The sequence below is a fragment of the Thermicanus aegyptius DSM 12793 genome (genome assembly GCF_000510645.1).
Taxonomy (GTDB): domain Bacteria; phylum Bacillota; class Bacilli; order Thermicanales; family Thermicanaceae; genus Thermicanus; species Thermicanus aegyptius.
In genome coordinates, this window is the sequence record NZ_KI783301.1 from 1000363 (window position 1) to 1013103 (window position 12741).

The following is a 12741-nucleotide window of genomic DNA, read 5'->3' on the forward strand; positions in this document are numbered from 1 at the left end:
TATTATTGCATTCTATAATGGGATCAGGAGGTACGTCTTGGAATTAAGACCATAATATCAAAAAAAAACGTTAGAATAAATGAGGCGAAAAGGTTGATGCGGAAATGGAATGGGAACGATCAGAATTCCTTCGGAAAGAGTGATTTTTTATGCCCGATCCAATGGTTGGAACAGACGGTGATTTATCGATTGAATCTCCGTTGAGAAAGATTCTGCAAAAATAGATAACGTGCTCGAAATCACCGGAGATAAAGGCGTACGACATGGAATCGGCTGCTTTGAATCGTGTGAAATCGGCGCGGTCTATCGATGGGACAGTCCTAGCATCTGAAATGAGTGACTGGAAATCGTGTACGAAAGAAAGATGGTAAAATCATGTTTACGGGGATGGACAAGCATATAATCAAGATGAACATACAATGGAGATGAAGAAGGAGATGGATCGATGTTAACAAGGCAGATGGGGATTTTCCCGTATGGATATCCAAGCCAGATTGCCATCATCACCGTGGAGTGGGGAGGGAGAAAGAACATGATGGCCGCAGGGTGGCACTCCATGCTCTCCATGAATCCTCCCCTTTATGGGGTGGCCGTTTCAGAAGAGCGCTATTCCTACTCGATGATCCGTAAGGCGGAAGCCTTTGCCGTCCACTTCCTCCCTGCCGAAAAGATCGAGTGGATCGAGCTGGCCGGCAGGAATTCGGGGCGTGAGGCAGATAAGTTTCAAAAAGCGAGCATCCCCTCCGAACCAGGAGCCGAAACGGGGATGCCCATCATTCCTCTGGCTCATGTTGCCTATGAATGCAGGGTAAAAGAAGTTTACCCCCTTGGAGATCATCACTGGTTTGTGGGGGAGATTCTAGCCGCGTATAAGGATGAAGAGAAGCTGGATCCTATGGGATTTCCCGTATGGGAGAACGTGACGCTTCCCCTGTACCTTGGGAAAGATATGGAAAGGAATAAGGATCGTTACATTCTATTAAATAAGGAAAGGAACGAGGTGGAATGGGATGCGATCCCCGATCAACGCAACGTACGGGAGGCTGTTCCTCATTCCTCCGGATCTTCCGCATTGTAGCTTACATCATGGGTTGGGTGCATAAAAGGAACCCCTTGGGGAGGGAGACCCTGTTCGCGCAATTCCTGATTCGCTGCAGTTCTCCAGCCGATGTCTCGGGTAGGATGAACCCACTCATCGCCTGCCATGATGGCGGGATCCATCTCGGTGCTCCAATGATGTAAAGGAGAATTGGGGGAGTTGTAGAAGTTGTCGCCAATGACAACGCCGTACTCATTCACGAAAGGAGCATGTGGATCCTTTCTTTTTTTTGCGGTCTTCCCATCCTGACCGGGATGATGGTTTTGATATGACGACATATTATATTCTTCCCTTCCTTTTCGATTCATCAATTCATTCTTTAGTCTATTTATTCTAAGGGATTTTATGCTTTAAGGGTTAGTTTGAAAAGACCTTGCTTAATAAATATTAAAATGATATCATAATGATGTAAGAGGATCTCACCATTTTCGAAGAAGAAAGAAGGGTTTCCCATGAAAGAAAAAGAAGCATGGAGAGTAAATGGTTTCTTGGGGCTTCTCCTCTTTTTCATTTTGGTCATCGCAGGGGCTTTGATCTTATGGAAGGGAATTCGATTTGCGATGGATGAAGAGGTGACCATGGCGGTATTGGGAATTGTTTTAGGCATTCTAATCATCTTCGTTGGTCTCTTTATTGCCACGGGCCTTTTCATCGTGCAGCCCAATCATGGGGTTGTCCTCACCTTTTTTGGGAAATACATCGGCAGTGTAAGGGAAGCAGGTTTTTATCTGAGCATCCCCCTTTCTGCTCGGAAAAAAGTTTCCTTAAGGGTGCGAAACTTTAACAGCGCCAAGTTGAAGGTGAACGATCAGCAGGGAAACCCCATCGAGATTGCTGCGGTGATCGTCTTTAAGGTGGTCGATACGGCGAAGGCACTTTTTGACGTAGATAACTACGAGGAGTTCGTGGAGATTCAGAGCGAGACGGCCATCCGACATATCGCCAGCCTCTACCCCTATGATCTCTTTGAAGAGGAAGGTTTCTCCCTCAGGGGCAATACCGACGAGATCGCCGCTGAACTGGGGAAGGATCTTCAAAAAAGGCTTGCGGTGGCTGGGGTGGAAGTGATGGAGGCTCGTCTTACCCATTTGGCCTATGCGACGGAAATTGCCGGGGCCATGTTGCAACGGCAACAAGCCGCAGCCATTCTGGCGGCTCGCCAGAAAATCGTGGAAGGGGCGGTGGGCATGGTGCAAATGGTGATTCGCCAGCTAGAAGCCGATGGGATGGTGGAATTGGACGAGGAGCGGAAGGCGGCGATGGTGAACAACTTAATGGTGGCCATCGTTTCCGAACGAGGAGCCCAACCGGTTATTAATGCAGGCACTCTTTATTAGAGGTAAGGAAGATGGCAGGAAAGAAACAGTTTCCGCTCCGCTTAGATCCGTCCATCTACGAGGCTATTGAGAAGTGGGCCACCGATGAATTTCGCAGCGTCAATGCTCATATCGAATATCTGCTGCGGGAGAGTTTGAGGCGAGAGGGGAGACTGAAGGAAAAGCGGGGGACACCGGATCAAAGAGAGAAGAAAGATCCGTAGGTTACAGTTAATGGGATGAGAAGTGAACGATATGATAAGCGGGAATGGGCGACAGATCGTAATGCGACAGATCGTAATAGAAAAGGATGGAGAAGTTTGCATCAAAAAAAGAGGATTGGCGCGATGGATCGGCAGTGAGTAAAATAAAAATGGAGTAGACAGATATTACTATAAATACTAGATAAATCATGAAAACAGCCCCCTTTTATCGGATGATGAGGGGGTTTTTATTATGAACAAGTTGAAAAAGGAAGTCTTCGGTTGCCGGACGCATCATCGAATAAATCGGCGGAAATAAGGGAGAATTCACTTTTTTTAAGAGTGGGAATGATGACAGATTTATGTCCTTTCCTCGAATTTGATTGACGCCTATACGGGGGAGGGTGATAATGAAAGTGACGGAACCGTATTTGCGACCAGGGAGGTGATATCGATGCCATTTCAAAATATCGGGATTCCAGGTTTGATTTTGCTCCTTATTCTTGCATTAATTATTTTTGGACCCAATAAACTGCCTGAGCTGGGGCGTGCCTTCGGAAAGACCATCAGGGAGTTTAAAACGGCGACGAATGAGATGTTCAATGAGAAATCCGATAAAGAGGCCGAGCATAAGGCGTGATCAGCATAGGAGGCATAATCACGTTTTTTTATCTTTCTTATTGAATTCGTTGAACTCAGAAAACGCTTACACCATTTCTTACACCCCCATGGGTATAATGAAGGGGGTTCTTAAAAGTTTTATGACATAAAACGGAGTTTCATAGATTTTTCGTTGTGATTGGATTAGCATGGTTTTGTAATCCATTTTCCTTTTAAGAGGAGATGATGATATGGGGTCTAAGACGATTTATGAGGAGGCGTTGCAACGGGGGGTATCGCGACGCGACTTCCTCAAGATGTGTACGGCGCTTGCCGCCACCATGGGGCTTGATGTTTCCATGTCCGGCAACGTGGTAAAGGCCATGGAGAGCACACCACGGGTGCCCGTCATCTGGATGCAGTTTCAGGATTGTACGGGTTGTTCCGAATCGTTCATTCGGACCACCCATCCGAAGCTCGAAAGCATCTTGTTCGACATGATCTCCCTGGAGTATACCGAAGTTTTGTCGGCCGCCTCAGGTCTCCAGGTGGAAGAGGCGCGTCAGAACGTGTTAAAAAATCATTATGGGGAATATGTACTGGTAACGGAGGGAAGCATCCCGGAAAGTTACCAGTACCTCACCATTGGGGGGCATTCAGGACGGGAGCTCTTTGAAGAAGCGGCAAAGGGGGCAAAGGCGATCATCACCTATGGAAGTTGCGCTTCCTGGGGAGGGATTCCGGCCGCCTATCCGAACCCGACGAAAGCCCATCCGGTCACCGATTTTGTTTCGGGAAAACCTGTTATTCGCGTTCCCGGATGCCCTCCCATCGCAGAAGTGATGACGGGGGTGATCGCCCATATCATTACATTCGGGGCGATTCCGGAACTGGACCAGAGTGGTAGGCCGAAAGCTTTCTATCGTCATCGGATTCATGACAAGTGCAACCGGCGGGCGTATTTCGATGCGGGGCTTTTTGCCGAATCCTTTGATGATGAAGGGGCAAGGCAAGGATACTGCCTTTATAAACTAGGTTGCAAAGGGCCAACAACCTACAATGCCTGTGCGGAAGTACGGTGGAATGGGGGGACCAGTTTCCCCATACTCTCGGGGAATCCCTGCATTGGGTGTTCCGAAGAGAATTTCTGGGATAATGGTCCTTTCTATGTGAGAAGGGCGAAGGTTCCCGGTACCCAGACCACCATCAATCCTGAGACAATCGGCGTCGCTGCTGCGGCGGTAACGGCGGCGGGGGTAGCCGTTCATGCCACGGCGACGGTGATCGCCAAGAAACGCAAAGGACAATCTGGAGAATGAATGAGGTGAATTGAATGGCGGAACGTATTGTTGTCGATCCGGTAACCCGTATTGAAGGACATTTACGCATTGAAGCCGATATTCAGGATAAACAGATTAAGAGCGCTTATAGTTCGGGGACGGCGGTTCGGGGGATTGAGCTGATTGTACGAGACCGGGATCCCCGTGATGTGTGGGCGTATGTGCAGAGGATCTGCGGGGTTTGTACCACCGTTCATGCCTTGGCCTCCATCCGCTCGGTGGAGGATGCGCTGGATATCCGCATCCCAAGGAATGCCCACCTGATTCGGGACATCATGAATGCCACCACGTTTGTCCATGACCATGTGGTTCATTTTTACCACCTGCATGCGTTGGATTGGGTCGATGTGGTGAGCGCCTTAAAAGCGGATCCCAACGAGACAAGCAGAATCGCCCAATCCATCTCCAGCTATCCGAAGTCTTCTCCAGGTTACTTTAAAGATGTCCAGGCGAAGGTACAACGGGTGGTGGATAGCGGCCAGCTAGGAATTTTTGCCAACGGCTATTGGGGACACCCTGCGTATAAGCTTCCTCCGGAAGTAAATCTTCTAGCTGTGGCCCATTACTTGGATGCACTGGAGTGGCAAAAAGAGGTGGTGAAGATTCACACCATCTTTGGCGGAAAGAACCCCCATCCCCATTATGTAGTGGGGGGAATGGCGACTCCGATCGATATTAATGTGGATAACAGCATTCATGCGGAACGGCTGATGCATGTAGATCGGTTGATCAATGAAGCCGTCGATTTCGTCAATCAAGTTTATATTCCCGATCTGTTGGCCATCGGTTCCTTCTATAAGGATTGGACCTATGGCGGAGGGTTAAACAATTATCTCTCCTTTGGCGATTTCTCCACAGGCGACATCCGCGATGTGGATAAATACCGGGTTCCCCGTGGGGTAATTGTCGATGGAAACATGAATGAAATTCTGGACGTCGACCCCAAAGATGTAGAGCAAATCAAAGAATATATCGACCATTCCTGGTACTCCTATGATGGGAAACCGGGCGGGGGCAAGCACCCGTGGGAAGGGGAGACCACCTTTAATTACACCGGACCCCAGGCTCCCTATAAGAACTTGAATACGGAAGAAAAGTACAGTTGGCTTAAATCGCCCCGTTGGAAGGATAAGCCGATGGAGACGGGACCGCTCGCCCGCATTCTGATCGGCTATGCCGCAGGACGTGATGATTTCAAGCAAATTGTGGATGACACCTTAAAACAATTAAATATTCCTCTTTCCGCCATGCGATCCGCTTTAGGGCGCACCGTCGCTCGGGGGCTTGAGACGAAACTGATCGCCGGCTGGATGCGGGAAGATATGAATGAACTTCTCGCCAACATCAAGAATGGAGATATGGTCACCTTTAACCGTTCCAAATGGGAGCCGGAGACCTGGCCGCAGAATGCCAAAGGAGTGGGATGGATGGAAGCGCCACGGGGTTCTTTGGGACACTGGATTGAAATTGAGAACGGCAAGGTGAAGAATTACCAAGCGGTCGTTCCAACGACGTGGAATGCCTCTCCCAGGGATCATAACAATAACATCGGCGCCTATGAAGCTTCCTTGAATGGGCTTCCGTTGGCCGATCCTGCGCAGCCCCTCGAGATCTTACGGGTGGTTCATTCCTTTGACCCCTGCCTAGCCTGTGCGGTGCACTTGACGGATACGGAAAAGAAAGAAATGATGGAAATCCGTTTAAGTTAGGAGGATGGATATGGCTGAGATTACACCGGATATTCAGGCGCCCCCTGGTTCCCTTCCAACTCCAACACGGCTTGAGAAACGGCCGAAAGGGCGACCTGCCAAAGTGGTGCCGCTTCATGGCGATACGGTGAAGGTATTGGTGTGGGAATTGCCCATCCGTATCTTTCACTGGATCAATGCCTTGGCGATCATCGTGTTGATGGCGACAGGAATTTATATCGGCAATCCATTTGTCAGCCCCACGGTGCCGGAAGAGGCTTCTTACTCTTACCTGATGGGTTGGGTGCGGATCATTCACTTCGTAGCCGCCTTTATTTTCACCCTCAACTGGCTCTTCCGCCTATATTGGATCCTATGGGGGAATCGGTATTCCGTAGCGAACCCCCTTAAGAAGTCTTTTTGGACGGGTCTTTATGAGACGTTGAAGTTCTATCTCTTCTTGAAGAATAAGAAACCCCATTACCTAGGGCATAATCCCATGGCACAGCTTACCTACTGGCTCCTCGGGGTGGCCTCCCTGGTGATGGTGTTGACCGGTTTTTATATGTTCTTTGAGCCGCAGCCGGAGTCATTCCTTGGTTCCTTGTTTGCCTGGGTTCCCTATCTGTTTGGGAACAGTTTCCTCATCCGCTCTTGGCATCATCTCGTCGCTTGGTTTTTTATGATCTTCTTGATTGCTCATGTTTACTTGGCCATCCGGGAAGATTACCTTTCCCGCAATGGGACGATGTCCTCCATCTTTACAGGGTATAAGATCGAGCCGAAAGATCACGTGACAGGAGAGGATTGAGATGGTGGAACCTCTTCGTAAGAAACCGATGATCACCATCCTCGGCATCGGAAATACCCTTTATTCCGACGAAGGGGTAGGCGTTCACGCCCTGCCCCTTTTGGAGGAAGCTTTCGCAGGGTACGATAACGTGGAGTTGGTGGAAGGTTCTACCGATGGGATAAAGCTGCTGGGTCCGGTGGAGTCCGCGGATTATCTCATTGTGATCGATGCGATTAATGCGGGGAAAGAGGGAGGAAGCCTTATCTTTTTATACGATGATGAGATTCCGGCCTATTATGGAATTAAGATGTCGATCCATCAAGTAACCTTCCAGGAAGTTTTGTTTGCCGCCAAATTGCGGGAAGCTTATCCGAATAAGATCGTCATGATTGGCGTACAGCCCGTATCGTTGGAATTGGGTGTGGAACTTTCAGAGAAGGTGAGAGAATCCCTTCCTCATTTAGTGGCTAAGGTAAAAGAGCAGGTGGATGCCTGGATGAAAGAGGAAATGCTCGTATCTCAAAAAGGAACGGATCGGCGATGAACCGACTGGAGTTTTTGCGCGAGCTGAAAAAGAGCCTGATCGATACGGTAAAAGAGGTAAGTCTCCCATTTCTAGAGGAGGATGCTAAGAAAATCGAGGAGACGGTAGATCGGCTGATCGGGGTCACTTGGGTTTCCACAGGGATTCGTGGAAAACTTGAAGGGGAGCAAGTGGAGTCGGTGCGGTTGGGGAAAAAGGAGTTTTTTCTCTACAAAAAGAATAAAGAAGAAACGAGAGGAGTGGAGAATCGCTGCCCGGAATGCGGTAGCCTTCTCCATTATCTCTCTTATCGGCGGCGATTGAAATGTCTCTCCTGTGACAAGGACTTCCATTTGGATACGGAGGAAGGTGAGCTACACTTAACTCCGGCTCCTATGAAGCAGGAGGAGGAAATCTGGTTCATCGGGGTGAAAAAAGATGCATGAATTGGCGTTGATGGGCGATATCCTTTCCCTCGTGGAGAAGGATGTGAAGGAACGAAACTTTACCAAGGTAAACCAGATTCATCTGATTGTCGGTGATCTCTCCAATGCGATGCCGGATGCTTTGGAGATGGCTTTCGAAATTTACCGGGCTTCCGGCATTCCCTTTCTGACGGAAGACTCAAAGCTGGTGATCGAGCGGGAAGAGGCTAAAGCCCGCTGTGTGCTCTGCAATGAGGAGTATATCCCCGACCAGCGTCTCGCCCTCTGTCCCCACTGCGGAATGCCGACGGGGAAGATCATCTCCGGAGAAACATTACAGGTAAGATCATATGAAGGGAGTTAAATGCCATGGAAATCATCTTAACCGAAGATGTCCTTTCGAATAACAATGAAGCGGCTCGCTTTAACCGGGATCTTTTTCGCAAGAAAAACACGCTTACAATTAACATCATGAGTTCACCGGGCTCAGGGAAAACGACTCTCTTGGAAAAAACGGTGGCGGATTTGGCAGGGAAATATCGAATCGGAGTGATTGAGGGGGATTTGGCGACGCAAAAGGATGCGGACAGGATCCGGGCGGCCGGTGCGAAGGCGGTACAGATTAATACCAACGGCACCTGTCACTTGGATGCCCGGATGGTGGCAAAAGTTTTGCCGGAGTTCCAAGACGACGAGTATGACCTCATCTTCATCGAAAATGTGGGGAATCTCATCTGCCCCTCCAGCTATGATTTGGGACAAGGCCGCAACATTACCATGTTGAGCGTCCCGGAGGGAAACGATAAGATCTTAAAATATCCTGTCATGTACCAGAGAACGGAATTGGTTCTCCTGAATAAGATTGATCTCATCGATCTCCTCGATTTTAGCATCGAAGAGGCGATTGAGGACCTGAAGAATATTAATCCCTCCTCCCGGCTCATTCCGGTTTCCGCCAGGAAAGGAACCAATCTGGAAGAATGGTATGCCTGGATCGACAAGGCGTATGAGGAATGGACCAAGGCCCAAAAGGAGTTGGAAACAAAGTAAAGATCGAAAGAGATCTAGATGATCCGAAGGAGAAGCGATGAATAAGAACCAAATGGCGGACCACCCCATTCATCACAGGAAAGACTCTGTAAAAGTAACGGTAAAAGGACGGGTGCAAGGCGTAGGATTTCGCCCCTTTATCTATCGCCTTGCGGAGAGACATGGGATACGAGGTACGGTCCAAAACAACATGGATGGGGTATTTATCCATGCGGAAGGGAAAGGGGAGGCGATCCGGTCGTTCCTGGCGGCGATCCGGGAAGAAGCTCCCCGCTTATCTAAGATCCATGAAATAAGGGTGGAACCTGAAGCATGGAAGGGATATAAAGAATTTACCATTATACCCAGTGAACGGGAGGGAAAGTCTTCCCTCGTGATTCCCGTCGACTCGGCCGTCTGTGAGGAATGCCTGAAGGAGATGCGGGATCCGGAGAATTTCCGTTACCGCTACCCTTTTATTAACTGCACCCAGTGTGGTCCCCGGTATACGATTATTGAAGCATTGCCATATGATCGCCCCTATACCTCCATGAAGCGCTTTATCATGTGTGAGGCATGTGAAAGGGAATATAAAGATCCGTTAAACCGTCGCCATCATGCCCAGCCCAATGCGTGTCCAGCCTGTGGTCCCCGTTTGGAATTGGTCGATTTGGGGGGGACTCCTTTGCCAGGGGACCCCATCGAGGAGGCGAAGCAACTTCTACGGGGGGGAAAGATCATCGCGGTGAAGGGGATCGGCGGGTATCATTTGGCCTGTGACGCCACTGAGGAAGAGGCGGTCGCACGTCTCAGAAGGAGAAAGAACCGGCCAAAACGCCCCTTAGCCATCATGGCGGCAAACCTTGCTGCAGTTCATCAAATCTGCGAGGTTTCGGAAAGGGAGGAAAAGCTTCTTTCTTCACCGGAAGCACCGATTCTCATTCTCAGGAAAAAAGAGAAGAGCTCCCTTGCTCCATCCATCGCACCGGGGATGGCGACCGTCGGGGTGATGCTTCCCTACACCCCCCTTCACCACCTCCTCTTGGAAGAGAAAGGACTTCCCTATCTGGTGATGACCAGCGCCAATCCCTCCGGCCTCCCCATCCTCTACCGGGATGAAGAGGCCCTCGCCTATATGGAGGGGATCGCCGATTTCATCTTATGGAATAACCGGCCGATTCTTCATCCCCTGGATGATTCCGTTGTTCGCCTGGTTGACGGTAGAACCGACTTCCTCCGGCGTTCCCGGGGATATGTTCCCGATCCCCTCTTTACGGAAGCTCCGGTCCATGGAATCGTGGCTTTAGGAGGAGAGCAAAAGAACACCTTTGCCATCGGCAGGTATGGCCAGATCTTTATCGGCCCCCACATCGGGGATATGGAGAATCTGGAGGTGATCGATCACTTTAAGCGGGAGTTTCAGCACCTGATGAAATGGATGGGCATTGCTCCGGAAGCGATTGCCGTCGATCTTCATCCCCAATTTAGCAATCGTAAAATAGCGGAGGAAATCGTAGAGAATGAGGATCACGCAAAGATCATCCCGGTCCAGCATCATCATGCCCACATGGCTTCCTGCATGGGGGAGAACGGGATGAAGGAATCTTCTTTTGGCCTCATTTTAGACGGAACAGGCTACGGGGAGGATGGGAAGATTTGGGGTTTTGAGTTTTTTTACGGAGATTATGCCCATGTGAAGCGACTGGCCCACCTTCGCTATACGCCGCTGCCAGGGGGAGAAAAGGCGATTCGGGAACCTTGGCGCAATGCGGTGGGGATGCTTGTGGACCTCTTCGGAGAGGAGGGGGAGGAATGGGCGAAACGGCTCTTTCCGGAGAGGGTGAAAGAGATCCCGGTACTGGTCAACATGGTGAAAAAGGCATACAATACCCCCTTGGCCGGCACATGCGGACGTCTCTTTGATGCGGTAAGCGCCATTTTAGGGATTTGTCCCGTTTCCACCTATGACGGAGAGGCCGCCATACTCCTTTCGGAAGCGATCGATGCGGATGATGTGTATCCATCCTATCCTTACTCCATTCACTGGAAGGGGGAGATCGCAGAATTAGATATGGCTCCAACGATTGCTTCCATTGTAAAAGACCGCTTTTACGGGAAACCGGTCGGGGAAGTGATCGGACGATTTCACGAAACCATCGTTTCAGCAAGCATTGAACTTATTACGACGTTATCGGATCATCACCCCTCTTACCTCAAGAATCTCGTCTTATCCGGCGGGAGTTTTCACAATCCTTATCTGATCACTCAGTTACAGAAGAGGATGAAAGAATTAGGTTTTCAGGTTTTTACCCATCATCAACTTCCTACAAACGATGGAGGATTATCCTATGGGCAGCTCATGGTGGCTGCCCACCGAAGGAGGAAAATGTAATGTGTGTTGGAGTACCGGCAAAGGTATTGGAGCGTGATGAATTTACAGCGAAGGTAGATGTTTTAGGTTCCCAAATGACGGTGGGCATTCTCCTCGTCCCTGATGTGCAAGTGGGAGATTATGTCCTCGTCCATGCGGGGCAGGCTCTCCAGATCGTGGATGAAATGTTTGCTGTGGTCAGCATCGAAGAATGGAGGAAGCTGGTTGATGGAACCCATTCTTAAAGAAGTTCAGGATGCCGGCCTGGGCCAATCGCTTCTCCGGGAAGTGATCCGCCTGGCGGATCGTTTTAAGGAAAAATACGGGCATCCGCCGGCCTATATGGAGGTGTGTGGATCCCATACCCATGCCTTGGCCCGGACGGGAATTAAACGGGCGTTAAAAGATCACGTCCGACTTATTTCCGGGCCCGGTTGTCCGGTCTGCGTTACCGATCAGAAGACGATCGACGCCATGATCGCCTTAACGGAGGGAGAAAACCGCATCATCTGTACCTTCGGGGATATGCTGCGTATCCCAGGATCCAAGGGTTCCCTCCTGAAGGCGAAGACGGAGGGAAAGGACATTCGCGTTGTCTATTCCCCTTCCGATTCGGTTCGCATTGCTAAAGAAAATCCCGATAATGAGGTGATTTTTCTCGGAGTTGGTTTTGAAACCACCATCCCGGTTTTGGGGATTGCCTTAAAAGAGGCATGGGAGGATGGCGTAAAAAATTTTAGCATGTGGGTTACGACCAAACTGGTGGAACCGGTCGTCCGTTACTTGCTGGATAGCGGAGAGGCCAAGCTGGACGGATTTCTCCTCCCTGGGCATGTTTCCGTCGTCTTGGGAAAGAATCAATACAGCTATTTGGTCGATGAGTACGGGGTTCCTGGGGTGATCTCCGGTTTTGAGATGAATGAGATGTTAAGTTCCATTTATCTTCTAATTGAATTAGGATTAAAAGAAGAGGCGAAGATTATCAATAATTATAAATCGGTGGTAAAGGATGAAGGAAATCCCCAAGCCCTCACCATCATGGAGACCTTTTTTACGCCGAACGATGAAGCCTGGCGGGGGATCGGTGTGATTCCTAAAAGCGGGCTGGATATCCGGGAGGAATATCGTTCCCTGAATGCGAAAATCCGCTTTCCCGTTACGGTGGGAGAACCGATCAAAACCAAATGCCGCTGCGGTGAAATCATCCGGGGATTGGTAGGCCCTGAGGATTGTCCTCTGTTTGGGAAGGCATGTACCCCGATGAAGCCCATTGGTCCTTGTATGGTCTCTTCGGAGGGGAGCTGTTCCGCCCATTATAAATATCTGCGGGAATAGAGACGGTGAGGAGGAGGAG

General features: G+C 49.8%; 16 protein-coding genes. 14 read left to right on the forward strand and 2 right to left on the reverse strand.

Annotated elements, in window-relative coordinates:
• Positions 1–445 precede the first annotated feature (445 nt).
• Entirely contained in the window at positions 446–1078 is a 633-nt protein-coding gene (locus THEAE_RS20030; protein ID WP_052329769.1) for a flavin reductase family protein, read from the forward strand.
• Here the strand turns inward: THEAE_RS20030 and THEAE_RS20035 are convergent.
• Positions 1051–1377 (reverse strand): DUF3905 domain-containing protein, encoded by a 327-nt coding sequence (locus THEAE_RS20035; RefSeq protein ID WP_084213443.1) that lies wholly within the window; start codon positions 1375–1377, stop codon positions 1051–1053. The two genes, THEAE_RS20030 and THEAE_RS20035, sit on opposite strands and share 28 nt — an antisense overlap.
• A gap of 174 nt (positions 1378–1551) precedes the next feature.
• Between THEAE_RS20035 and THEAE_RS0105370 the strand changes: the two genes are divergently transcribed.
• Together THEAE_RS0105370 and THEAE_RS20040 are read left to right on the forward strand one after the other, a co-directional pair.
• A complete protein-coding gene (locus THEAE_RS0105370; protein ID WP_005587569.1) occupies positions 1552–2436 on the forward strand; it encodes an SPFH domain-containing protein in 885 nt (294 codons plus the stop codon).
• 11 nt (positions 2437–2447) lie between these two features.
• Positions 2448–2639, forward strand: a complete 192-nt coding sequence (locus THEAE_RS20040; protein ID WP_005587570.1) for a type II toxin-antitoxin system antitoxin — start codon at positions 2448–2450, stop codon at positions 2637–2639.
• 7 nt (positions 2640–2646) lie between these two features.
• Here THEAE_RS20040 and THEAE_RS22875 read toward each other — a convergent pair whose 3' ends face one another.
• Entirely contained in the window at positions 2647–2829 is a 183-nt protein-coding gene (locus tag THEAE_RS22875; protein WP_156920552.1) for a hypothetical protein, read from the reverse strand.
• 243 nt (positions 2830–3072) lie between these two features.
• Here THEAE_RS22875 and tatA point away from each other — a divergent pair, with 243 nt between their 5' ends.
• The 11 genes from tatA to hypD all read left to right on the forward strand — a co-directional run bounded on the left by tatA (position 3073) and on the right by hypD (position 12722).
• Entirely contained in the window at positions 3073–3258 is a 186-nt protein-coding gene (tatA, locus tag THEAE_RS0105380) for a twin-arginine translocase TatA/TatE family subunit (RefSeq protein ID WP_028986755.1), read from the forward strand.
• Positions 3259–3469: 211 nt separating this feature from the next.
• Entirely contained in the window at positions 3470–4537 is a 1068-nt protein-coding gene (locus tag THEAE_RS0105385; protein ID WP_005587573.1) for a hydrogenase small subunit, read from the forward strand.
• A 14-nt stretch (positions 4538–4551) separates the two neighbouring features.
• Positions 4552–6267 carry a nickel-dependent hydrogenase large subunit gene (locus THEAE_RS0105390; RefSeq protein ID WP_005587574.1) on the forward strand — a complete coding sequence of 572 codons (1716 nt, stop codon included), beginning with the start codon at positions 4552–4554 and terminating at the stop codon, positions 6265–6267.
• A 10-nt stretch (positions 6268–6277) separates the two neighbouring features.
• The gene (gene cybH, locus THEAE_RS0105395; protein WP_211233473.1) at positions 6278–7057 is read left to right on the forward strand and encodes a Ni/Fe-hydrogenase, b-type cytochrome subunit; all 780 of its coding nucleotides are present in this window, start codon (positions 6278–6280) and stop codon (positions 7055–7057) included.
• Between the two features lies 1 nt (position 7058).
• Entirely contained in the window at positions 7059–7583 is a 525-nt protein-coding gene (locus THEAE_RS0105400) for a HyaD/HybD family hydrogenase maturation endopeptidase (RefSeq protein ID WP_005587576.1), read from the forward strand.
• Complete coding sequence (locus THEAE_RS0105405; RefSeq protein WP_005587577.1) at positions 7580–8008, forward strand: C1 domain-containing protein; 429 nt, start codon at positions 7580–7582, stop codon at positions 8006–8008. Before THEAE_RS0105400 ends, THEAE_RS0105405 begins: the two co-directional genes overlap by 4 nt.
• Positions 8001–8351 carry a hydrogenase maturation nickel metallochaperone HypA/HybF gene (locus THEAE_RS0105410; RefSeq protein WP_005587578.1) on the forward strand — a complete coding sequence of 117 codons (351 nt, stop codon included), beginning with the start codon at positions 8001–8003 and terminating at the stop codon, positions 8349–8351. Before THEAE_RS0105405 ends, THEAE_RS0105410 begins: the two co-directional genes overlap by 8 nt.
• 5 nt (positions 8352–8356) lie before the next feature.
• The gene (gene hypB, locus THEAE_RS20045) at positions 8357–9037 is read left to right on the forward strand and encodes a hydrogenase nickel incorporation protein HypB (protein WP_005587579.1); all 681 of its coding nucleotides are present in this window, start codon (positions 8357–8359) and stop codon (positions 9035–9037) included.
• Positions 9038–9074: 37 nt separating this feature from the next.
• Positions 9075–11408, forward strand: a complete 2334-nt coding sequence (gene hypF, locus THEAE_RS0105420; protein WP_084213444.1) for a carbamoyltransferase HypF — start codon at positions 9075–9077, stop codon at positions 11406–11408.
• Complete coding sequence (locus THEAE_RS0105425; protein WP_005587581.1) at positions 11408–11632, forward strand: HypC/HybG/HupF family hydrogenase formation chaperone; 225 nt, start codon at positions 11408–11410, stop codon at positions 11630–11632. The genes hypF and THEAE_RS0105425 overlap by 1 nt, the downstream gene beginning before the upstream one ends.
• Positions 11616–12722: a hydrogenase formation protein HypD gene (gene hypD, locus THEAE_RS0105430; protein WP_028986758.1), complete on the forward strand. Its 1107-nt coding sequence runs from the start codon at positions 11616–11618 to the stop codon at positions 12720–12722. Before THEAE_RS0105425 ends, hypD begins: the two co-directional genes overlap by 17 nt.
• Positions 12723–12741 lie beyond the last annotated feature (19 nt).